The 23,387-nt window shown below is 49.2% G+C and carries 25 protein-coding genes; 13 read left to right on the top strand and 12 right to left on the bottom strand.

Annotated features, from left to right (window positions below; genetic code table 11):
• The first annotated feature begins 285 nt into the window (after window positions 1–285).
• From QJ48_RS15635 to QJ48_RS15585, 13 genes are all read left to right on the top strand, one after another.
• On the top strand, window positions 286–1,635 hold the full coding sequence (locus QJ48_RS15635) for a helix-turn-helix transcriptional regulator (protein ID WP_054974496.1): 1,350 nt from the start codon (window positions 286–288) through the stop codon (window positions 1,633–1,635).
• Window positions 1,632–1,757, top strand: coding sequence for a hypothetical protein (locus QJ48_RS39175; RefSeq protein ID WP_272948126.1), 126 nt, complete (start codon window positions 1,632–1,634; stop codon window positions 1,755–1,757). The genes QJ48_RS15635 and QJ48_RS39175 overlap by 4 nt, the downstream gene beginning before the upstream one ends.
• A gap of 356 nt (window positions 1,758–2,113) precedes the next feature.
• The gene (locus QJ48_RS15630) at window positions 2,114–2,674 is read left to right on the top strand and encodes a cupin domain-containing protein (RefSeq protein ID WP_054974495.1); all 561 of its coding nucleotides are present in this window, start codon (window positions 2,114–2,116) and stop codon (window positions 2,672–2,674) included.
• Between the two features lie 270 nt (window positions 2,675–2,944).
• Window positions 2,945–3,112, top strand: a complete 168-nt coding sequence (locus QJ48_RS35950; protein ID WP_010503758.1) for an aspartyl-phosphate phosphatase Spo0E family protein — start codon at window positions 2,945–2,947, stop codon at window positions 3,110–3,112.
• A 4-nt stretch (window positions 3,113–3,116) separates the two neighbouring features.
• On the top strand, window positions 3,117–3,359 hold the full coding sequence (locus tag QJ48_RS15625; protein ID WP_054974494.1) for a hypothetical protein: 243 nt from the start codon (window positions 3,117–3,119) through the stop codon (window positions 3,357–3,359).
• A 156-nt stretch (window positions 3,360–3,515) separates the two neighbouring features.
• Complete coding sequence (locus QJ48_RS15620) at window positions 3,516–4,046, top strand: HEAT repeat domain-containing protein (protein WP_237762928.1); 531 nt, start codon at window positions 3,516–3,518, stop codon at window positions 4,044–4,046.
• A gap of 147 nt (window positions 4,047–4,193) precedes the next feature.
• Entirely contained in the window at window positions 4,194–5,528 is a 1,335-nt protein-coding gene (locus tag QJ48_RS15615; RefSeq protein ID WP_237762927.1) for a helix-turn-helix transcriptional regulator, read from the top strand.
• Between the two features lie 282 nt (window positions 5,529–5,810).
• Window positions 5,811–7,145, top strand: a complete 1,335-nt coding sequence (locus tag QJ48_RS15610) for a helix-turn-helix transcriptional regulator (RefSeq protein WP_237762926.1) — start codon at window positions 5,811–5,813, stop codon at window positions 7,143–7,145.
• A 162-nt stretch (window positions 7,146–7,307) separates the two neighbouring features.
• Window positions 7,308–7,409, top strand: coding sequence for a Spo0E family sporulation regulatory protein-aspartic acid phosphatase (locus QJ48_RS38715; protein ID WP_337589624.1), 102 nt, complete (start codon window positions 7,308–7,310; stop codon window positions 7,407–7,409).
• A gap of 171 nt (window positions 7,410–7,580) precedes the next feature.
• Window positions 7,581–8,186 carry a response regulator transcription factor gene (locus QJ48_RS15605; RefSeq protein WP_237762930.1) on the top strand — a complete coding sequence of 202 codons (606 nt, stop codon included), beginning with the start codon at window positions 7,581–7,583 and terminating at the stop codon, window positions 8,184–8,186.
• Window positions 8,187–8,354: 168 nt separating this feature from the next.
• Entirely contained in the window at window positions 8,355–9,050 is a 696-nt protein-coding gene (locus QJ48_RS15600; RefSeq protein WP_054974492.1) for a hypothetical protein, read from the top strand.
• A gap of 1,034 nt (window positions 9,051–10,084) precedes the next feature.
• Entirely contained in the window at window positions 10,085–10,486 is a 402-nt protein-coding gene (locus QJ48_RS15590) for a hypothetical protein (RefSeq protein WP_054974490.1), read from the top strand.
• 30 nt (window positions 10,487–10,516) lie between these two features.
• Entirely contained in the window at window positions 10,517–10,825 is a 309-nt protein-coding gene (locus QJ48_RS15585) for a hypothetical protein (RefSeq protein ID WP_054974489.1), read from the top strand.
• A gap of 90 nt (window positions 10,826–10,915) precedes the next feature.
• On the opposite strand, the gene QJ48_RS15580 is transcribed toward QJ48_RS15585, so the two are convergent.
• The 12 genes from QJ48_RS15580 to QJ48_RS15525 form a co-directional block, all read right to left on the bottom strand.
• Window positions 10,916–12,631, bottom strand: coding sequence for an adenine deaminase (locus QJ48_RS15580; RefSeq protein WP_054974488.1), 1,716 nt, complete (start codon window positions 12,629–12,631; stop codon window positions 10,916–10,918).
• A gap of 24 nt (window positions 12,632–12,655) precedes the next feature.
• Window positions 12,656–13,717: an ABC transporter ATP-binding protein gene (locus QJ48_RS15575; RefSeq protein WP_054974487.1), complete on the bottom strand. Its 1,062-nt coding sequence runs from the start codon at window positions 13,715–13,717 to the stop codon at window positions 12,656–12,658.
• A gap of 15 nt (window positions 13,718–13,732) precedes the next feature.
• Window positions 13,733–14,521, bottom strand: coding sequence for an ABC transporter permease (locus tag QJ48_RS15570; RefSeq protein WP_054974486.1), 789 nt, complete (start codon window positions 14,519–14,521; stop codon window positions 13,733–13,735).
• 5 nt (window positions 14,522–14,526) lie between these two features.
• Window positions 14,527–15,348, bottom strand: coding sequence for an ABC transporter permease (locus QJ48_RS15565; protein WP_054974485.1), 822 nt, complete (start codon window positions 15,346–15,348; stop codon window positions 14,527–14,529).
• Window positions 15,349–15,378: 30 nt separating this feature from the next.
• Entirely contained in the window at window positions 15,379–16,311 is a 933-nt protein-coding gene (locus tag QJ48_RS15560) for a nucleoside hydrolase (RefSeq protein ID WP_054974484.1), read from the bottom strand.
• A 129-nt stretch (window positions 16,312–16,440) separates the two neighbouring features.
• Entirely contained in the window at window positions 16,441–17,523 is a 1,083-nt protein-coding gene (locus tag QJ48_RS15555) for an ABC transporter substrate-binding protein (protein ID WP_054974483.1), read from the bottom strand.
• Window positions 17,524–17,765: 242 nt separating this feature from the next.
• Window positions 17,766–18,113 carry a hypothetical protein gene (locus tag QJ48_RS15550; protein ID WP_010500265.1) on the bottom strand — a complete coding sequence of 116 codons (348 nt, stop codon included), beginning with the start codon at window positions 18,111–18,113 and terminating at the stop codon, window positions 17,766–17,768.
• A gap of 230 nt (window positions 18,114–18,343) precedes the next feature.
• Window positions 18,344–18,646 carry a hypothetical protein gene (locus QJ48_RS15545; protein ID WP_054974482.1) on the bottom strand — a complete coding sequence of 101 codons (303 nt, stop codon included), beginning with the start codon at window positions 18,644–18,646 and terminating at the stop codon, window positions 18,344–18,346.
• Between the two features lie 163 nt (window positions 18,647–18,809).
• Complete coding sequence (gene pdaA / locus QJ48_RS15540; RefSeq protein ID WP_054974481.1) at window positions 18,810–19,589, bottom strand: delta-lactam-biosynthetic de-N-acetylase; 780 nt, start codon at window positions 19,587–19,589, stop codon at window positions 18,810–18,812.
• A 90-nt stretch (window positions 19,590–19,679) separates the two neighbouring features.
• Window positions 19,680–21,233, bottom strand: a complete 1,554-nt coding sequence (locus QJ48_RS15535) for a hypothetical protein (RefSeq protein WP_054974480.1) — start codon at window positions 21,231–21,233, stop codon at window positions 19,680–19,682.
• Between the two features lie 364 nt (window positions 21,234–21,597).
• Window positions 21,598–23,055: a catalase gene (locus tag QJ48_RS15530; protein ID WP_054974479.1), complete on the bottom strand. Its 1,458-nt coding sequence runs from the start codon at window positions 23,053–23,055 to the stop codon at window positions 21,598–21,600.
• 133 nt (window positions 23,056–23,188) lie between these two features.
• A partial coding sequence (locus QJ48_RS15525) for a helix-turn-helix domain-containing protein (protein ID WP_162238497.1) occupies window positions 23,189–23,387 on the bottom strand: 199 nt, incomplete at its 5' end.

The raw sequence follows: 23,387 nt of genomic DNA, 5'->3' as shown, positions 1-23,387 counted from the left end.
GCTCGTTTCGTACTTCATTAGCCCATTCCCACCCGCAATGTCGTTTGCATTTCTCCATAGATTCACCCAAGGTTAATTTTAGTTTATTCCTCCCTAATTAAACCCAATCTATAAAAAAAGAGAAAAACTTCCTTTAAAATCAAGATTTCGCGAAAAGCAGATAAATTTTTTTGATGAAAAATGTAAAATAAATCCTTATTTTCAACCAAACTATGAATATTTTCGTTTCATAGTAATGGTATATTGTGGTAAAATAAACTTATAAATTTGAGGAGGGCGCCTTTTATGCGGATTGTTAACCGGTCTTTGCGCGTGGAAATTGAAGACCAAATGAAACTGCATGGCTATAACCTTAATCAAGTGGCTGAATTGACGGGGATTAATGTCGGAAATCTCAGCATGGCGTTGAATGGTGTTTCCCGCGCAATGACAATCCGTCAATTAGACGCTTTGGCAAGAGTGTTCGGAAAGGTTCCCGGATGGCTGTATGAGTTATATACGGAGGAATGCATTTCCGAAGAGAAATTGTCCCGGCCGCGATTAATTCCGTACTTGGTGCGGTGTGCCGAGGTTGGCAGAAACGATTGTATTGAACCGGTGATCTCTAAGATTTTGGATAATCCGAAGAACGTATCCGTAATTTTTCCTGTTGCAGAAAAACTGTTTCAAAAGGCAAAATATAAGGAATCGGCACGGTTTTATCAACTTGTTGTCGACAATGTAAAAGACAGTTTTTCCGAGATGCTTGCTATGAGCCACTATCGTTTATTTCTAATCGCTCAAGGCACGGATGCTGAAACGAACTGGAAATCAGTTATTCAATTTGAACCTTTCAGAAAACGCTTGCCGGAAAACCACCAACCTGCAGCATTATTAAAGCTGGCCAAAGTTTGTTATTCGTTGGAGAAATGGAATGAAGTCGAACGGTTTGCAGAAGAACTGATAGAACTAAGTTCCATTCTCAATGAACTAAAAGCAGTGGAACAATTAGGGATTGACCATCACCTAGTGTATTATTTTGGCATGGGTCTATTATTTAAAGGCATTGCGCTAGAGAAAAAAGGACTTTTCGACGGGGCTAAGAAAATCGTACAAGATTATGCTAATCTCGAATCATTTTTTGGGTCGCTTGACGAGGAGGGCCAGAAAGAGGCTGAACAGTTTAAAGTTTTCGCGAAAGCGAATCTTTTCACGCTTGAAGTTTTGATGGGTAATGATAGCATACTAGACGAATACGCTGAATATTTAGAAAGTCTTAATCAAGTGAACGAGATTTTGTCTGGATTGACCACGATTCTAAAAGCAGCGAATATTTACGGCTTCTGCGTGGATCAAGTTTTAGAGCGTTTTTCCTGGTCTATCGAGCGCTTCACTATGTTTGACAATGATTTAATTAATTCTGGAAGACATCTTTGGTTTCGCTATCATAAGGCAGTTTATGAATTCAGGAAAGGGCGCGTTGATAAAGGCATTGATGACACGGTATGCTGTATGTCCTTAGCCAAAAAAATGAATCGGCATGAGGACTTTGTCCGCTGTGTTTCCTTATTTGAAAAACATCGAGGACAAGCATCAATGCAACAAATCAGACACTATCAACTGGTCGCAATAAGAGAGGAGATGCAGGAAAGATGAAAGGCTTTATCCTGACGTTGGTTCTAGGTTTTGGATTGTTTAGCGGAACGCAGTATTTAGAGATTATTATTCAAAGTCCATCTTCTATTATCAAACTGCTTGATCACGGGGCAGACTACTAAAATGGCGGAATCATGAACATATGACGGGCCTATTAGGTCATCAAGCATCCTGACGTTTCAGGGTGTTTTTTTGTCGAAGGCTTTATTATTCCATAATGTTGATAATTGATGTTCAAGAACAAGCGGCTTGTGGCATCTTTGGATGATAGCGGTAAGAGAGACCCTATCTACTTTCCGTAGTTCCGTAAGAACGAGAAAGGAACTTTTATTTGTAGCAACTTTACGGACAATTTAATTAAAAACAAGGATGAGCCAGCAACTATTTCTCAAAGTAATACATCACAGAATAAAAGTACCCTTCCCAAGCCATCGTGAATAACCTATTTTATGCTTTGTGAAGGGAAGGAGTAAACCAAATGTATTACTTTGAATATATGTATCCATATCCGTACTACGTTAACGAACCAATATATAACTATGTAAGACAACCTGTGTACTGGGCGGTTCCCCAAGAAATAGACCATTCAAACCGATTCGGTCATCGGCAATCATCAAACATGAATGGCAGTATTGAGGTAAAAGATTATGGAAGAACACCGTTTGTTGTGGATATTAACAAGGCTACAAAGCAAAACAATACATTTCGTACTGCCATATGGACAGGGAAAAACCTACAAGTGACTCTGATGAGTATCAATGTCGGGCAAGACATCGGTTTAGAAGTTCATCCTACCGTTGACCAATTCTTGCGTATTGAAGAGGGGCAAGGTGTCATCCGCATGGGTGATACTAAAGATACCGTAAATTTTGAAAAAAGGGTATATGATGATGATGCAATCATGATACCTGCTGGTAAATGGCATAATTTAATAAACACGGGCAATACCCCGCTTAAACTTTATACGATCTATGCTCCACCTCAGCATCCATTTGGTACGGTTCATAAAACGAAAGCAGAAGCAATGGCTGCTGAATAGAACCATATACTTACCGAAATAATCCATAAAGATAATAAGGTTTCTCTAATAATTGAACCTACTTAAATTCATTATACACTCCATAAACCGACAATAGTGTTCGATATTACCGCCTCTTCAAGGGGCGGTTTTCTTATGAGCGCAGACTAGGAAGCATTCAGGACAAAACGTACCAGGGTGCATTTTTTGTCGAAAAAAATATTTCTCAAATTCTAAGACCCTTAATATGGAAAAACGGCATTATTATAGAGATAAGGATGGTGGATATGTATGAGTATGAAACTAGAACAGAAAATCAGACAGCTACGGCAGCAGTTAGTGCGACTGGTTGAGGAGAAAGGTTCATTATCGCACGAGGAGGTGGTGCAGCTAAGTCAACGTCTGGACCGGTACATTCTCATGGCTCAAAAGTCTTCTAAGCTGAAAGTGTGTGGATGATACAATGCTGCATGATTATTTATTAGCCGGGGAAAGCGAGGAACGGATTCTCTATCTTGCCCGGATTGGCGCGATCTTTGAGAGACTATACGGCCTCAAAGATATACACGATGCTCAAAGCAGGGCGATGGCGAACGCCGGGGTTACGGCCAAAATGCTGGCCGAGCTTGGTTATAGTAACGAGCAAATTGAAACCGTTTTGCGCGAGCGGCTGTTATTCCATAAGAAAAATAAAACGAACCACTAATATATCGATTCCAAAAGCAGCAAAACTCCATGCCATATTTCCAACGGAAAACAGCCGTTTAGTGCTGATTTAAAGGACCCTTGGAAGCAGGTCTTTGTGATTGGAACGGACGATGTGACTCCTTGGAGCTGATCTTTGGATCTTTAGGAGGATTCGATGAAATATATGAATTCTGCACAAGCCATTATGTTTTTGAAAGACAATCAGCCCTTTTCTAAAGATACGGAGGAAAAATTCGAAGTCATTAAGAAGTATAACGACGTGAGGGTACACTTTTTAAATCATCCTGATCCTCAGTGCATTCCATTATTTCTAAATTCGTTTGGCGAAGGCAGCGGCTTTGGGGTTTATCAGCTGATTGAAGATGTATTGATGAAGTTTTCGATAGAACAAGTCGTTCCGCATTTAATTTCGGCACTAAAAAGTGAACATATCGGCGTGAGGTATTGGTGTACGCATATCGCTGCATCTTTTCCGGCCCCAAGCCTAATCCCCCCTCTCAGCAATCTGCTTAGCGACCCAGATCCCGATATTAGATGTGCGGCGGTAACTGCCTTGTCTCAGATCGAGGATGACAGGGTTATCGGCATATTAGAAGAATTTCAGGAGAAAGAAGGAGATCCGGACGTTATTGATCTCATTCAAGAAGCTCTGAATGAATCCAAAATCGATGCAGCCATACCCTAGTAACCTTGACTGGCATTTGCCCATCAAGGTTACTTTTTTTAAATAAAATTCACTATGATTTACGCTAGGAAATTCTTATTTGCCTGTTATTTTATGTTAATTCCCGTTATGGTAGTATGGTTTTATAGATTTAGGGGAGGTTGTTCCGTGCGGATGGATAATCGCTCTTTGCGGTTGGAGATCGAAGACCAGATGAAGCTGCATGACTACAGCCTAAATAAAGTAGCCGAACTGACGGGGATTAACGCCGGAAATTTAAGCATGGTGTTAAATGGCCGGGCTCGTGCCATGACAATCGGTCAATTGGACGCTCTGGCAGAAGTTTTTGGAAAGCCCCCCGGATGGCTGTACGAGCTCTACACGGAAGAATGTATCTCGGACAATAAGTTGTCCCGGCCGCGCGTGATTCCATATTTAGTGCGATGTGCAGAAACTGGCCGAGTGGATTGTATCGAACCGGTGGTTTCCAAGATTCTCGATAACCCCAAGAACATATCGATAATCTTTGCTGCGGCGGAGAAGCTTTTCGAGAACGGAAGGCTGGAGGAGTCGGCGCGCTTTTATCAACTGGTGGTCGACAACATCAAAGACAATTATTCCGAGTTCATGGCGATAAGCCAATACCGGCTATTTCTGATCGCTCAAGGTACGGATGAAGAGAAGAACTGGAAATCGGTTATTCAATTCGAACCTTTCCGAAGACGATTACCGGAATATCTCCAGCTTGCGGCGCTCTTGAAGTTGGCGAAGGTTTGTTATTCGTTGGAGAAGTGGGATGAAGTCGAGAAGTTTGCACAAGAACTCTCGGAACTAAGTTCAATTCTCTATAATTTAAAAATGGTGGAAGAAGTATCGGTAGAGCGTCACTTAGTATATTACTTTGGCATGGGATTATTATTTGAGGGTGCTGTATTGGAGAAAAGAGGGCTTTACCAAGAAGCTAAAAAAGTTGTCCAACGTTATGCCGATCTTAGTTGGTTTGAGCCTCTTGACGAGATAGGTTGGCAAGAAGTAGAAGTATTTAAAGTCTTTGCGAAAGCGAATCTTTACACCCTTGAAGTATTCATGGGCAATGACAGCATTCTGAATGAATACGCGGATTACCTGGAGAGCCTTGACCGGTTGAACGAGATTTTGTCCGGATTGGAGACGATTGTAAAATCAGCGAATACACACGGCTTTTGTATTGATCACGTGCTGCAGCGCTTTGCCAGCGCGATTGACCGATTCGATTGTTTTTTAGACGATCTGATTAACTCGCGCAGGTATCTTTGGTTCTGCTATCACAGAGCCGTTTATGAGTTTACGAAAGAACGCTACGAAAATGGGATCAAGGAAACGATATTTTGCATTTCGCTATGCTTGGAGATGAAGCGATACGAGGACTTGGCCCGTTGCGTCGCTTTATTTGAGAAGCACCGGAATTATGCATCGGAAGCACAGATTCAGTATTACGAATCGATCAGGCTTTGGGTGGTTTAGCTGCGCAAAACGCTAGATCGGATAGCAATAGAATTATGGTTAAAGCATTCTTTTTTTCGCCTTGAACGGCGATTGAACAATGCAAAAACCAGCTTTTGTGCGCATCGATCCTCAGTGCATTCCATTATTCGAATTTCATTCGGCGAAGGCATCGGCTTCAGGGTATACCAACTGAAAATAGATGCGGTGATACCCTACTAGGAAATTCTTATCACCCTGTTATTTTATGTAAATCTTCCATTGTTGTAGTATGGTTTTTATAGATTTAGAGGAGGGTGTTCCGTGCGGGTGGATAATCGCTCTTTGCGGTTGGAAATCGAAGACCAGATGAAGCTGCATGGCTACAATTTAAATAAAGTAGCCGAACTGTCGGGGATTAACGCCGGAAATTTAAGCATGGTGTTAAATGGCCGATCTCGTGCCATGACAATCGGTCATTTGGACGCTCTTGCAGAAGTTTTTGGAAAAGCTCCCGGATGGCTGTACGAGCTCTACACGGAAGAATGCATCTCGGACAATAAATTGTCCAGACCACGGATAATTCCATATTTGGTTCGATGTGCAGAGACTGGTCGAGTGGATTGTATCGAACCGGTGGTTTCCAAGATTCTCGATAACCCCAAGAACATATCGATAATCTTTGCTGCGGCGGAGAAGCTTTTCGAGAACGGAAGACTGGAGGAGTCGGCACTTTTTTATCAACTGGTGGTCGACAATAACAAGGATAGTTTCTCCGAGTTCATGGCGATAAGCCAATACCGGCTATTTCTGATTGTTCAAGGTACGGATGAAGAGAAGAACTGGAAATCGGTTATTCAATTTGAACCTTTCCGAAGACGATTACCGGAATATCTCCAGCTTGCGGCGCTTTTAAAACTGGCTAAGGTTTGTTATTCGTTGGAGAAAATAAACGAGGTCGAGAAGTTTGCTGAAGAACTTGCGGAACTAAGTTCCATTCTCTATAAGCTTAAAATGGTGGAAGAAGTATCAATAGAGCATCACCTGGTATACTATTTTGGCATGGGTCTGTTAATTAAGGGGACCGTTTTGGAAAAAAGAGGGCTTTACCAAGAAGCTAAAAAAGTTGTACAAACTTATGCCGATCTTAGTTGGTTTGAGCCTCTTGACGAGTCAGGCTGGCAAGAGGTTGAAAAATTTAAAGTTTGGGCGAAAGCAAATCTTTACACCCTTGAAGTATTGATGGGCAATACCGGCATTCTGGATGAATACGCTGACTACTTAGAGAGCCTTGGCCAGCTGAATGAAACTTTGTCCGGATTGACGACGATTATAAAATCGGCGAATACACACAGCTTTTGTATTGATCACGTGCTGCAACGCTTTGCCGGCGCGATCGACCGCTTTGATTGTTTTGTAGACGATCTGATTAATTCGCGCAGGTATCTTTGGTTTTGCTATCATAGAGCCGTGTATGAGTTTACGAAAGAACGCTATGAAAGCGGGATGAAGGAAACGTTATTCTGCATTTCGCTATGTTTGGAGATGAAGCGATATGAGGACTTGGCCCGCTGTGTCGCTTTATTTGAGAAGCACCGGAATTATGCCTCCGAAACCCAAGTACAGTATTACGAATCGATCAGGCTTTGGGTGGTTTAGCCGCGCAAAATGCCAGAACCATATTTAAAGCATTCTGGCGATCAGGATGCTTTTTTATATGGCGAAAATTTTCAAAAAACCAATAATCCTCAAAATGGAAAATAAGTATTATTATAGAGTATAGAGAGAAGTTACACAAAAATTTCAAACGGAAATCAGAAATTGCAGCGGCAGTTGGTACCGATAAAAGGTTCATTCTCTGACGAGGAGGTGGTACAGCGAAGTCAACGTTTGGATCGGAGTATTCTTATTGCCCACAAATGATCTGGCCTAAAAAATGAACTGTCGTATACATAATTCTGAGAATAAATGTTCGTCTAAATTCAAACTTGCGCTATTACAGCGGCAGCTTTATTCCTCTGATTTTAATCTGAAGCCTATATTTAATAGATACTATAAAGATTCTCAGACAGGGGCGAATTACATTTGAAAGATATGTATAAAGTTATCGTTGTCTGCGATGACCCATTAAAAAGACCTACTTTCAAAGTATTTATCGAAAGTCTTGACAACATGCAAGTCGTTTTATCCAATCTGCCCGAGGAGAGAACCTACAACACACTTAAAACTGAAAATGTAGATCTAATTTTAATAGACATAGATGAAGAGAAGACTTCAAAATACTTGAACTCTATTTCACAATTAAAAAAGCAGGCAGCAGATACAAAGGTAATTATGCTAACAGATAATTTATCTTATTTTGATTATATGACTGCATTGGGGATCAGCGGTATCCTTCCCAAAAAATCAACTCCAGATCATATCATTAGAATGATCCATACAGTACAAGAAGGACAAACCATTATTCCAATCTCTGTTCTGCATCGAATTTTGTTTAAGAACCCTGACGAAACATTAACTGATAAAGAAAAAAACATATTATCATTCGTAATCAAGGGGTATACAAACGTTAAAATTGCCAAAGAAATTTTTGTAAGCACCAGAACAGTTGAAAAGAAGCTGAGTGTAATCTACGAAAAGCTTGGTGTACATTCCAGAATTGAAGCTGTTGAAAAAATCACAAGAGAGAAAATGGTATGACACATACTACAAGAAAATGCGAGATACCGAATACATTTTATACGGTGTCTCCAGTTTAAAATTCGGTCAAAGCTTAGTTATATTAGTGTTACAAAACCTAGCGGAAAATCGAAAAAAAGTTTCATGTGATAGGTTTTGGTGAATTAAAAATTGAAGGAGTGGATTTCTTTGAAAAAAATATTGTCAATTGCAGTAGTGGCAGGAGCGTTATTATCTGTAGCGACACAACCTACTTTTGCTTCAGCAGAATCCGCTTTGTTACCGCCGAAAAATTCTGAAGCAGCTACGTCTATAAGCATGAAGGATAGTGAAACAGCGTGGAACCTGAAAGCGGCAGAAATAATCAAAAAATATAAGCCCGGACAACCTTTTTCGGAAGAAGACGCTCAATTTTTTAGACAAAATTCTAATACAGGCAACTCAGGGGGAGTCGTAACTCCAGCAGGTCTATTTGGGTATCACCATGGAACATTTAATGGTGATGCTTGGATCACCGATACTGGATCTAGAGTAGCTTTTTGGGGGTATGTGGATACTGAGTTTGGTGTTATAAATCATGAGACCAAAACGAACATTATGGTCAAAGATGACAAGTTATATAATCATAAGAAACTTACTATTAACCTTCATGTTACTGCAATTGGGCCTCTTGGTACGGGAGGCACGCAGGTTGGGATTGTAGCAGATTTTGATATGACAAGCTCTAACGAGAATGATCACAAATTATGGCAAGGAAAATCTCAAACTTGGACTGCGGTACCGATTTCTGTAATTTACACACCAAAGGCTACAATAACTGATAGCAGGTCGGAGACCGATATTACTCCTCCTATTGATGTAACGTGGTCACAAACAAAACCTTAAGTAATAGTAATAAAAATACTAATTTGTAAATTTGATTAAGTTATTATTTTGATATATTATAATGAGTAAAAGTAGGGGTTAGAAATTTTTAACAACTACTTTTTCTCGTTGTAGAGGAGTCAATAATTTAAAGGCAGGTGATATGGTGAGTGGTGTAGCTTATTCACCAATACATATTATTTTTTCTATTTTACTAATTGTATTAATTGTTGTTCTTGTTCTCTTAATTAAAAGAAAAAAAAGAAAATGAAAACCTGCTGAAAGAAGATTTAGGGCCAAACATCTGAAGGAAAAAGGGAAGACAATAAAAAATAGCCTATAAAATGACGCTCCAAACTTCCCTCCTTTTAACCTTTTATTGAACACGAGTCCTGTGTAGTTTTTTTGAACCCCAACAAGTAATGTCAAAACTCCTAAGACTAAAAATATATTGACCCAGTGAACGAACAAATTGTGATTCCTCCTTCCTCCCACTCTTCAATACTCCAATTTCTCGAAATTCCCTGGGTGCGATTACTTCTCCCTCTTTTTCATTAACCTTGCCTCGGCTGTTTCTGCGATTGTTGCTTGCGGTACTGCTTCGGGAGCAAAACTACAAGTGAGGAGGTAACACATCATACCTATTACAATAAATCAAGCCCTTATTCTAGTCTTATCCTTCCTAGGATTCTACGTACTGCTGGCTGGGGGAATACTGTATATTATCTCTAAACGGTCAAAGCAGCCCAATAAAAGAAAAGCACAGTTTGTTTTTGCTCTAACAGTTATCCTTGTAGTCATTAGTTATTTTAACGGATCCCTCGGTCTTTGGACTGCGGCAATAGCAATACCTATGTTTGTATTATGTGCTAGGTATATGAAAAAAGAGGGGTAGCTGGAGCAGTAGCCCTTTGCAAAAAATCGGCTCTTGATCGTAAATTTTTGCGGCAGGGGCCGTTTTTTCGGTTCCATCGAACTGCTTTTCCACGTATTTCCTTCAACCAGTTATAACCAGTATTATTTAATTTGTAATATTTATTAAGGGGGGAGGCGGGATGGAGGAGGATAACAGCGGCAAGGTCGGCTTGATTGCCGCTTCGGTTTGGATTGGAGGCATTGTTTTGATCGCAGGATTTTTTCTACTCGGTTACATTGGGATCATGAGTATGGAAAAGGAACAACGCGGATACATTATGCTGCCGAACAATTATGCCGTTTATCAATCTGCAACAGGCGGGCCGGGACCCTACGAAATAGCGTTAAGAAGCGATAATAAACCAGTGGTTAAACCTAACGTCGTCGAAGTAGGCTGGGATGATCGTTATGTTTTCTTTAAAAGAACGGATGGAAATTTAGAAGAAGTCGGCATTCTGGATACAAGAGAGAATAATGTAAAGATAATGAAATCAAGCGAGGACAATAATGTGCAAAGGCTTCATACCGATTTTAATTCCTGAACGAATCATCATACACAAGGTTGAACAATTATGGCCCAATACCAGTTATATGCGGTAATGCCGGGATCAGGCTCGTTCCAATCGGAGTCGGACATGAAGGAGGCGGTGGCCTTGAGTCTTAAATATCCTTTGAGCTTCGGAATTGTTTTGGGCGTTATGCATTTCGTGTGGGGCTTGACGATTCCCGATGTTTGGAAAATCGTTTTATCCGCTTGTTTAGTCATGGTAATCGAATATCCGCTCGATAAAATGGGTATCACCAAACAAGTAATCCCGGTCCCTGTGGGGATAGCGGTTTTCATCATGAGCCCCATATTATTGTACATCATCACGCAATGAACGTTCGGCGGAACCAGTACAATATAACGGCCCTTGCCCGCAAACTTCGCGGCAAGAGCCGTTTGTTTAAACTATCTGATATCCCGTCAGCTACGCCTCGACAAGCAGCGGCACAACCTTGCCCGCGTTAACGTCGATCAGGCCCAGGTCGGTAATTTTGAGCGCCGGGCTGACCGGGAGCGAGTGCGTGCTGATCGACATGATCGGGTTGTAGTGCTTATACCCGAGCGACTCCATCGCTCTGCGCAGCTTCTCCACTTCCTTCGCCGTCTCGTCGAGCGGCGCTTCTGTCAGGATGCCGCCGACCGGCAGCGGCAGGTGCGCCAGTACCTGGCCCGTTTCCACGACACAGAAGCCGCCTTGGCTGCGGATCACTTCGTTGGCCGCAAGCGCCATATCGGCCGGGTTGTGCCCGACCACGAGCAGGTTGTGGTTGTCGTGCGAATACGTCGTCGCTACCGCTCCGCGCTGAATCGTATCGCCGCCGATCAAGCCGTACGCCCGGTTCCCGTTCTTGCCGTAGCGCTCGAACGTCGCGATGAGCGCGAACGGGCTTTCCTGCCAACACAGCTCGCCGTTCCTGACCTCGACCTCGCCTCGCACATCCTCCGTGAAGGTGGAGCCGTCCTTGACCTGCATCACGCGGCACGCATGGCGGCCGTCCACCGCGCCGTCCGGACGCACGGCAAATTCCGCTTCCGTCAGTAGTGGCAGCTGCACGCTATGGTAGTAGTGCGCCGGGAACGCGTGGCCGTGCTCCTTCGGAACATACGCCTCGCGCACGTCGTACACCTTGCGTCCCTGCTTGTACACTTGATCGATCGTCAGCTCCCGCAGGTCCGACAGCAGCACGAAGTCGCCGACTTTGCCGGGGGCGATGGCGCCGCGGTCGTGCATCCGCATCCGGCGCGCCGGGGTAAACGTCGCGGCGTAGATCGCCTTCTCCGGCGTCATGCCCATGCGGATCGCTTTGCGGACGATATGGTCCAGATGTCCGCGCCGCTTGAACGAATCGGCCATCACGTCGTCCGTGACGAAGCAGAAGTGCTCGGAGACATCGTTTTCGATCAGATAGTTCATGACATCGTCGGTCATCGACTTTTCTTGAATCTCGATGAACATGCCCGCGCCGATGCGCGCTTCCATCCCCTCGATCGTCTGATGCGTGTGGTCCGAATCGACCCCGGCATAGATGACCCGGTGCAGATCCAGATCGAGCAGCTTCGGAACATGCCCCTCAATGACGAGCTTCGGATAATGCTTGCGGATATGCGCCAGAATCCGGTTCGTTTTGCAATCCGGGTCCGTGATGACGTCGACGTAGTTCATAATTTCCCCGAGACAAATGATGTCTTCCGTCCGCAGCAGCTCGTCCATGTCCTCGATCTCGATCGTGCCGCCGGTCGATTCCATCGACGTGGCCGGTACCGAGCTCGGAATCGCATAGAACATGTCTGCTACGCAGTCGCGGCTCGCCTCAATCATCTGCTTCACGCCGCTCAGGCCGAAGACGTTCGCCATCTCATGCGGCTCGGGCACGATGGTCGTCACGCCGCTGCGGATCAGCCCGTACGAGAACGTCTCCGGGGTGACCATGGTGCTCTCGATGTGCAGATGAATGTCGACCAGACCGGGGATCATGTAGCGGCCTTGGCCGTCCACGATCTCACCTGCTTCGAACGTCTCTGTCCCGCGTCCGCCGATATAGAGGAACGATCCGTTCAAGACGGCGACATTGCCTTGAACGAACCTTTTAAAATAGCTGTTATATACGTGTACCTTCTCGATCAGTAAATCCACTCGCATGATGCCGGTACCTCCAAGTCGTCGTTAGTCTACCAGGACCATTTTGTCCGCCGGGAACAGCAAATGCACCTGCTGCCCGCTGATGTAAGGGACTTCCATTTCCTTGTTGACTGTAAAATCCCCAAGGTCCGTCTCGACGACGTACTGGTAGCTTCTTCCCAGGAACGTGCTTACTTTGATTCCGCCCCTCACCCGGTTCGGTCCGTGACCGATCTCCTCCGCAGTGCCGAGCTGCATATCGTCCGGGCGAATCGCGCCCTTCTTGCTTGTAGTTCCTTCCGCGCCGGGCTGTCGGGCGGCATGGAACGTATAGCCCTTCACCTTCAGCTCGATGCCGTCGCCGGCTTCGCGGCGTTCTTCGAACGTGATGAAGTTGTTGAAGCCGATGAACCGGGCGACGAATTCGGTTTTCGGGTATTTGTAGATCGTGGAAGGCCGATCCAACTGCTCGATAATGCCTTTGTTCATGATCGCGACGCGGTCGGAGATGGAGAAGCATTCCTCCTGGTCGTGCGAGACGTAGACGGTCGTAATGCCGAGCTCCTGCTGAATGCGGCGGATTTCGACGCGCATATTGACGCGCAGGTTCGCGTCCAGGTTGCTGAGCGGCTCGTCGAACAGCAGCAGGTCCGGCTCGATGACGAGCGCGCGGGCGATCGCCACCCGCTGCTTCTGCCCACCGGACAGCGCTTTGGGGAACCGCTGCTCAAAGCCCGACAAGCTCACGACCTCCAGAATGCGCTGCACGCGCTGCTTGATCTCGGCTTCCGGCACCTTCCGCAGGCGGAGGCCGAAGGCGACGTTATCGTACACGGACAGATGCGGGAACAGTGCGTAGCTCTGGAACACGAACCCGAAGTTCCGCTTGTTGACCGGCACCCGCGTGTAATCTTTGCCGTTCAGCATGAATTTGCCGTCTTTCGCTTCGAGGAAGCCGGCGATGAGCCGCAGCGTCGTCGTTTTGCCGCAGCCGCTTGGGCCGAGCAAGGAAATGAGCTGCCCCTTCTCGACCGTCAGGTTGAAGTTTTGCAGAATATATTGGTGATCATAGGCGACCGACACATTTTCCAAGGATAGCAATGCCATGGGTACGAGCCTCCGTTATCGTTTGGTAAAGTAAGAAAGGCCCATCAGCCTCTCGATCAGGAACATGAACACCGCCGTGAACAGCATGAGCAGTACGGAAATGGCGGCGATGGTCGGATCGAAATAATTTTCTACATAGGTCAGCATCTGAATCGGCAGCGTGCTGATGCCCGGGCCCGTCATGAAGACGGAAATATCCACATTGTTGAACGACTCCAGAAAAGCGATCAGAATCGCCGCGATAATCCCCGACTTGATGTTCGGGAGGACGACCTTGAAGAACGTTCCGAGCCGTCCCGCGCCGAGACTAAGCGCAGCCTCTTCGATGGCGAAGTCGAAATTCGACAAGCTGGACGCGATGACGCGAATAATGAATGGAAGCATGATAACCGTATGACCGACGAGCAGCGCCGTGTAGAGCGGCAGATGATACGTGACGATCAGGTATTTCAGCATCGTAAACCCGAGCACGATGCCCGGGATGAGCACGGGGGATATAAAGAAGCCGTTCAGGGCGTCTTTTCCCTTGAAATCGAAGCGGCTGAGCGCATAGGCCGCAGGCACGCCGAGCAAGAGCGCGAACAGGTTGCCCAGAATCGAGACAACGATCGACGTTTTGAACGTGCTCATGAACATTTCCACTTCGAAAATTTTCTCGTACCACTTGAGCGAAAAGCCCTGCGGCGGAAATTTCAGCACGGTTCCCGGCTCGAACGAAGCGAAGGCGATAATGACCAGCGGACCGAGCAAAAAGATATAGACAAGCAGCGTAAACAGGCCGAGGCCCCGGTTGTTCTCCTTCATCCCTTCTACCCCTTCGGATTCAAAGTGTTGGCCAGTTTGTTCATCAGGCTGATAACCACGAACGTAATCGCCATCATGATCGTCGCGATGACGGAGGCCGAATACCAGTCGTTCAGCGTAATTGCATTCTGGTACAGGAACGTCGAGATGACGCGCTGTTTCCCGCCGAGCAGCGCCGGAGTCGTGTACGCGGTCAAGCTGCCGACGAAGACGAGAATGCTCCCGATAATGAGACCGGGCACGCTGAGCGGGATCACGACTTTACGGAACGCGGTGAACCGGGACGCCCCGAGGCTCTCCGCCGCTTTGATCAGATCGGCATCGATGTTCTCCATGACACCGACAAGCGTGATAATGATCAGCGGCAGAAACAGGTGAATCAGACCGATCATCATCGCGGTCGGCGTATACAAAATATCCAGTGGGTCCTGAATGATCCCCATCGCCAGCAGCGCCGTGTTAAGCAGCCCCTTCTTGCCGAGGACGATCATCCAGCTAAAGGAGCGGACGACCGAGCTGGTGAGCAACGGGAAGATCGCGAGTGCGAGCAGCACGCTCTTTTTCTTCAGGCTCTGCCGGGAAATATAGTAGGCGATCGGAAAGCCGAGCAGAATGCAGATCGCCGTTGTCACCAGACTGACCTGCAATGTCGTCAGCAAAATTTTGAGAAAATACGGGTCCTTGAAGAAATGCAGGTACCCGTCGAACGTCACAGTCCCTTTCTGGAAAAAGGTGGACCCGATCGTAATGAGGATCGGAGCCGCCATAAATACCGTCAGGAACAACAGTCCCGGCAGCAATAGCAAATACAGATACGATTTCTTCATCGAACGGTTCTCCTGTTCCTGGATTGGGGGCTAACGGCTCAGCGTCTGCACGAACAACCGAAGAAAAGCGTCGGCGTCCACGTCCGTGCAGACCTGAACGTTCGGCTGCTGTCCGAGCCGGTTCTGAAAATCGCAGACCGTCTGGCCGTCGCACAGCTCGCTGCGGGTTTCCACATCGACGTAATACGGCTTCGTCGTGACCACCTCGCGGGATAAGGCCACCCCGACGGCCAACGGATCGTGCAGCGCGCAGGCGCGGACGCCGTTGCGTTCAGAGTAGCGCTGCATATAATCGGCGGTGCTCTCCTTCACGTAGCGGCCGATCGGCGTATCGCCGAGCGCGGCGATATGCTCGTCCTTGAGCAGCGCGCGCCGGGTCACATCGAGCCCGACAAGCGTCAGGGACGGGAAGCCGGCACGCAGCACGAGCTTGGCCGCTTCCGGATCGACATACATGTTGTATTCCGCCGTCGGGGTCACGTTCCCGTATCCCGCGACGACACCGCCCATGACGACAACCTCTTTCACGTCGTTCACAAGGCCGGGATATTTCATCAGCGCGAGCGCCAGATTGGTCTGCGGAGCCGTCATAACCAGCGTCACTTCGCCCGGGTTTTCGCGTACGCGGTCCACGATGTAGTCCGGCCCGAACCCCTCGGCCGCGCCTTGACGGACTGCCATGTCCCGCAGCGCCCCGCCGAGGCCGTCCGCCCCGTGAATCCGGTGCTCGAAATAATGCGGACGCAGCAAGGGCCGATCAGCCCCCCGGATGACCGGGATGCTCGCTTCCGCGCCCAGCAGCTGCAAAATTTTGCAGGTATTGGCCGTTGCTTGATCCAGCGATACGTTGCCGTTGACGGTCGTAATGCCGAGCACGTCGAACTGCCCGCTCTTGACCGCGAGCAGAATGCCTAACGCATCGTCCACACCCGTATCGACATCGAGGATTACTTTTCGTTTCATGCGCTCCGTTAGCTCCTTTCCATACTCCCGATATGAAAACAAGGGTACATGTCGGATCATATACCCTTGTCCAGCGTTTCGATTATGGTCATGCTATCGCGTTGCTTATTGCGTTGCTTATTGCGTTACTTATTGTGTAACTTCGCGGTTCCAACGGTCGATCCAGCCCTTGAGGTTCTGGTTGACGAACTTCATATCCAGCTTGCGCAGCTTGTTCACCACGTCCGCGCCGTACGTAATGCCTTGCGCTTCTTCCGGCTTGAGCTGCAGCGTCGTGTTCACCGGCGAATCGATTTTGGACTTGGCCGATTTCTCCTGCACTTCCTTGCTGAGGTGCCAGTTGATGAAATCTTCCGCCAGCTGCTTGTTTTTGCTGCCCTTCACGACGTTCACCGTGTTCATGATCGCGTACGCGCCTTCCTGCGGCGTAACGAACTTCGTATCTGGCACAGCAGCCTTCAAGTCCTTCACGTACATTTCCATGATCGGTCCGGCGGCGATTTCGCCTTGGGCGAACATGTTCACGAACTCGGACGTTTGACCGTAGTATTTCACGACGCTTTTATTCAGCGTCTTCAGCTTCGCGAACGCTTGATCGGCGTTGAACGTCGAGCTGCCAGCCACAGTCGAAGCCGCATCCAGGATCATCGGGCCGCTCGTCGACGTAATATTCGGAAGCGTCAGCTTCTTCGCCAGCTCAGGGCTCCACAGATCGTTCCACGATTTGATTTCCTTGCCTGCCGCTTTCGGATTATAGGCGATGCCGAATTGGCCGATCGTATAGGCCGGACCGTAGTCCTCGCCGAGCGGCGCTTTGGCGATGTCGTAAATGTCCTTCAGGTTCGTGATGCGGCTGCGGTCGATTTTCTCGAAAAGCCCCGCTTCGATGCCCTGCTGCGCGTAATAGTCCGAGAGGTAGATCAGATCGACGTTCGAGCTGCCCTGCTTCACTTTATTCAGGCGCTCGGCGTTGTTGCCGATTTCCAGCACGATCTTCACGTTATGCTCTTTCTCGAATGGCGCGTATACTTCTTTCTTGAAGAAGTCCTCGGAGAAGCCCCAGGTGGAAATGACCAGCTTGGTCGGCTCTCCGCCGCCCGCTCCCGGTGCAGCGCCCTGCTCTTTGTTTCCTCCCGCTTGGCCGCATCCGGACAAAGCCAATCCAATCAGCGAAACGGAAAGCAAGCTGCGAATCATTCGTTTTTTCATCATCGTCTTCATCCTCCAGTAGGAACATCGCTGTATCCATAATTTAAGATTTGTAGAAACGTTTAGCACTATACTCTCATCGGAATCGGTTCTTCTTGCATTTTATTTAAAAAAGAAAAAACGCCCTTAAATAGAAATAAATCTTCTACGTAAGAGCGCTTTTTCTTCGTAAACAAAGATAGGCGGCATCTATGGCAATGCATGCGGTCCGCTCGATGATAGATCAACGCCGCGGCTCCGGCCTGTTATTTCGGTTCGTGCAGAATCACATTCGTAATCGCCCATTGCGTCGCCGGATCGTAATCCCTTAGCAGCGCTTCGATCTCCAGCCCGAACTCCTGCTCCAGCTTCTCCCGAAGCTTCTTCTTATAGATCGAAGACATGTAAAAGTCGACCTCGTGCTTCAGCGTAGGCGCCTCGCCTTCGAGCGCATCCGAGCGCGGCGAACGACGATGCTTGGCATAATACGTGATGATCCGGTCGTCGATCGTAACCCGCAGCAATGTCGTTCCGAAGCCGAATAAGCTCTTCGAGATTTCGTTGTACAGGTGGCACAGCTTTTTTTTATTTTCGTTCGTGTCGATCAGGGGCATTCGTTCACCTTCAAGAGCAACCGGCTTTTTGTGATGCGACGTACTTTAATAATACATAAGAACTTGTAATTCTGCAAGCGATTGTTCGGATTTTTTGCCGGTAAAAACGATTTGAAATGCCTTTAATTAGCAAAAAATAGTCATTTCCCGAATAAGAGACTCAATCGGCGCACGTTACGAAATGTTTGCCGCAAGAGATGCGAGCAAGAGCCGAGTGCAATACCTAATTTTTAATTTTTTTTATTAAGGTAAATAACAAGAAAATTAACTACCGACATGATCACTACTACAAAAAACATAATAAAGGAAACAGGATCGCCACCGATTACAAGTTCATCAGAAAGAATACCTATTTGATACGTCATAAAAGCGGATACTGCTAAACAAATAAATGAGACACTCGATATGGCCACTTCATTAATTGGTTTAAGCTGTTTTTTCTGGGATATAGCCATGATCAATGAAATGGCTTGAATAATGATAAAGAAAATATATATGGGTCTAAAATTAGTAAAGATAGTAGCATCGTCCAATGCTATTCTCCCCCCTTAAAAGAGAAGTCCCATCATATCATATATTATGGCATAGGGAGGGTACAACCCGGCAAAAAAGCGCCGCGAGCCCTATTGCCAGGATTCGTGACGCTTGCTGCGGCGGAGCGGCCCCGCACGGTATGGGCCGTCCCGGCCTCCTCCGCTAGTAAGACCTGACCGTCAGCTGGTCCAGGCTCTTAAATTCGTAGCCCTGCTGCCGGGCTCCGTCAATGATTCTCCCGAGCGCGTCCGCGTTATCCTTGGATACCGTGTGCAGCAGGATAACGGCTCCGGGGTGAAGCTGGGCCATAACTTGGTTGTAGGCGTAGTCGGCCCCCTTTTGCGCTCTCGTATCCCAGTCCTTATAAGCAACCGACCAGAAGACGCTCGTATACCCAAGCTCCTTGCTTACGGCGAGGCTGCGGTCGTTGAAGATGCCCCGCGGCGGGCGCAGGTAGGTCATCGTCTGCCGTCCGGTAATTTGCGCCGCGTCCGCTTTTACCTTCTCCAGCTCGTCCTTGATTTTGCCGCTCGAAATCTGGGTCATGTCAGGATGGCTCCAGGAATGGTTGCCGATCAAGTGGCCTTCCGCCGCCATCCGCCGCAGCAGCTCCGGCTGATCCTTGATGTAATGTCCGGTGACAAAGAAGATCGCGGGAACCTTCTTTTCTTTCAGCACGTCGAGCACGCGGGCGGTATACCCGTTCTCGTAGCCGTTATCGAAGGTGAGATACAGCTCCTTCTGCGTCGTATCCCCGAGAAAAATAGCCCCATGCTTCTCCACAATGAGCTTGAAGCCTTCTTCGTCGATGGAGGGACGGCTGCCGTTCTTGCTCTTCTTGAACCCGAAATGATAGGCGCCGTCCCCTGCGGCAGCCGCTTGGACCGGGACGGCTGCCAGCAGACCGGCCAGCAGGATGGTGGCGATTGCAATACGTTTCAAGGGTTGGGCTCACTCCTTCTTGTTTTTGTCAGCTAGGAGTCATTATCCCTCGTCCCTCGAAAAATATGTGCACGAAATGCGCAGAAGCCCTCAAACAATCCGAAGCCCGCTGAGGCTCTCCGCCAGCTGCCGGTACCATGCCAGCCCGCCTGACCGGCGTTCGTCGTCCAAAGGAGCCACCGTCAGGTTGCGGGCCGAAGCCAGCCTGAGCTTGGCTTGGTACTCTCTGCGGGCCCAGAGCGGGTCCGTACAGCCGTAAGCGAATATGACCAGCCTCTTGTCTTCCTCCTCGACCAGAGCCCGCAGCAAACCGTTGATATGCCCGTCGTCCCCGTTAAACCCGTAGCCGATCGAACAGATGACGTCCGCCTCCCGGAACGTATCGTACAGCTCGACGTATCTGCGGGACATCGATACGGACGTAAGCGGCTTAATCCCGCTCTGGGTGAACAGGAACGGTACCAGAATGCGCCGAAGCTGTTCAGGCGGCTCGCCGCCGTCATGGTCTTGGAGGATGCGGTTACCGTAGGGATCGTAAAACTCGCCGACGCTGCCGTTCAAGTGGAAGACGGGTGTCCGCTTCAGGAAGCTGCGCTCCAGCACCTGTCCCACGAAATTGTTGTAATTGACCGTGCCGACGGAACGGAGCTCGAAACAATCGTCTGCCTCCAGCAGATCGTGATAAAACCCCGGCCCGTCGAACAGCTTGTCGAGATCGACTTGGGCTTGGCTGAGAATGTACCTTCGAACGGTGTGCAGGAAGATGGCGATGCGGGTGAATTTGGCCCAATGGGCCTTGGGGTTGTACAAATAGCGAAAATGGCTGTCGATCAGCGCCTGGTAATCGAGCGCGGAGGCGAAGACGTCCTCCAGCACCGCACGGCCCAGCTCCGTGAATAGAGTCGCGAGGCTGCTGGACTCCGTCAACGGGAGCGGCTGCTCTTCCAGCACGATTTCCACCCCGGTCAGTCCGGCGCTGCGGTAATCCAGGCTGAAGATGCCGGACAAATCGTCGAAGACGGATAGCGTATCCGGGGCCTGTTCGAACAGCTCCTCGTTCAGCCGCGAGACGAGGTTTTGCCCGAATGCGCCGATCAGAAGCTCCAGCAGCGCCCGGATCATCCGCCGGAGGCCGCGGTCTTGAGGTGCGTGCTCTAGCGCCTTCAGGAACGCCGAGAAATAGTCGGAGTCGAACAAGCTGACCCGATCGGCCAGCCGCTGGTTCAACTTAATGACCTGCCGGTAAGAGACCGTTCCGAACTCGTGCCCCGTCGTCGCGGCATACGTCTGCTTCAAGACCGGCTCGGATACGCGGAACGTGCGCAGAATACAGGCCACATTGGCGTCAAACCGGTCAAAATAGTGAAGAATGCTATCTTTGCGATTCTCCAGACTGGACGTGATCAAGCCTTCGAATTCCCCTTTTCCGAACACATGAAGCCGCTTATTCCGGTAGCCGCCCGGGAGCCATTTTGCCGCATAGGGGGACGTAGGGTCGATACGCTCGATTTGCTTGCGAAAGCGGTTACGATCTTCTTCGGGCGAAAGCCGGAAGATGTCCAGCGCAAACCTGCCGCCCGACGGCAGACCGTACCCGATCTCGGCTCCTGCGCCGAAAAAGACAGCCAACTTCGGTTTGCTCACGCCGTTTCCCCTCCTAAGGGATCTTTTGCGGATCTTATTACGGTCATTGTAGCGAAAAAAGCAGCCCGCCGCCAGTACCGCCGGACTTATTCGGCGGGAAAATGACGCCGCTCATGCCGAGACGGCCGCATTGCCCGGCCGAACACGCAAAACCCCTTGGCCGGATAGGCATCTGCCTGCGGCAAAGGGGTCGTATTTTAAACTCCGGCCAAGATGGACAGGGCTTCGCAGCATCATGTAGACCGGTAAGGGCAAAGTTCTACAGCAGCAATCGACGGCATTTTCTCGCGGACCGGGACTTTGATTGCCGTTTCATCCCGTCGGTACGCTTCTTACGCCCCGTGCCTGCGATGTTGCCTGCCCATTAATTCGAGCGCGGAATAAAGCTTTGAATATCGATGCCGAGCCCTTGCGCGAGCCGCATCCCGTACTCGGCATCCGCCCGGAAAAAGTTGCAGATGGCACGCAGTTGGATGTCCTGGCTCGTCTGCTTCAGATCGTTCACCAGATTGCGGATCAGGTTGTCCTGCTCCTGCTTCGTGTAGCTGCGGTACCGCTCGCCGGCCTGCGTGAAATCGTCGGTTTTCTCGATTTTTTGCCGGACTGCGGGTCCTGTCAGCGGCGCTTCGCTTTCCGCATAGGCCGGGTCTTCCTGCGGACTGCCGGAAGCACTGTTCGGCTCGTAGTTGACCGTGGAAGCATCCTGCTTCACGTTCATCGCTCCGTCCCGCTGATGGTTGCGGACCGGCGCATACGGGCAGTTGATTGGAATCTGCAGGTAGTTCGCGCCGAGCCGGTACCGCTGCGTATCGGGGTAGGAGAACAGACGGCCCTGCAGCAGCTTATCCTCGGAAGGCTCGATCCCCGGCACCAAGGCGCTCGGCGAGAAGGCGGACTGCTCGACCTCGGCGAAGAAATTGTCCGGGTTCCGGTTTAGCGTCATGGTGCCGATCCGGTGCAGCGGGTACGCATCCTCGGGCCATACTTTCGTCGCGTCGAGCGGGTCGAAGCCCCACCGGTCCAAGTCCTCCGGCGGCATCAACTGCACGTGCAGCGCCCACTGCGGGAAGTTTCCGTCCCGGATCCGGTCGAACAAATCTCTCGTCGCATGGTTGAAGTCTCGGCCCTGCACCTCCCGAGCCTCGTCGGCCGACAAATTCACGACGCCTTGCAGCGATTTCCAATGATATTTGACGTACGTTACTTTGCCTTCCGCATTTACCCATTTGAACGCGTGCACGCTGAAGCCGTCCATTTGCCGGTAATTGGCGGGAGTGCCGTTATCCGAGAACACCCAAGTCAGCATATGCGTCGATTCCGGCGACAGCGTCATGAAGTCCCAGTACCTTGCAGGGTCTTGGATATTGGTGTCCGGTGCGGGCTTGAGCGAATGCACCATATCCGGGAATTTCAGCGCGTCGCGGATAAAGAATACCGGCAGGTGGTTGCCCACGATGTCATAATTGCCTTCTTGCGTGTACAGCTTCACGGCGAATCCGCGCGGATCGCGGGCCGTTTCCGGCGAGCCGGTGCCGTGGATTACGGTTGAGAACCGAACGAACACGGGCGTCTCCTGCCCGGCCTCTTGCAGAAAATGCGCCTTCGTATAAGGCTTCATGCTCCGCTCGACGCGGAATACGCCGTGCGCTCCTGCGCCGCGAGCATGCACGACCCGCTCCGGGATGCGCTCCCGGTCAAAATGGGCCAGCTTCTCCAGCAGATGGTAATCCTCCAGCAGTGCCGGTCCGCGGCGGCCGGCCGTACGCGAATTTTGGTTATCCCCCACGGGAGAGCCTTGATTGGTCGTCAAACGATGGTTCATATCTTGATCTCACCTTTCATTTATATTTAGACTTGATCTAAATTATGACCTCATTGTACCATCGCTGCATGACCGAATCATGAGCATTCCGTGAGTTTTTCATGAAGATCGGATGAAGCGGGCGGCCGACTATTCAGTCGGCCAGCCTATATCCGACCCCGCGCACTGTCGCGATGTACTGCGGTGCGGCGGGATTGTCGCCCAGTTTTTTGCGCAAGCTTTTCACATGAACGTCGACGACGTTGCTGCCCCCGACAAACGAGCTGCCCCAGATGCGGTTCATGATCTCGTCGCGCGACATCACGGCCCCTTGCGCTTCAAGCAGCATCAGT

This window comes from Paenibacillus sp. A3 (assembly GCF_001399685.1).
In the GTDB taxonomy this organism is placed as follows: Bacteria; Bacillota; Bacilli; order Paenibacillales; family NBRC-103111; genus Paenibacillus_G.
The sequence above is the reverse complement of the archived record's forward strand: the minus strand, read 5'-3'. Positions and strand labels throughout refer to the sequence as shown.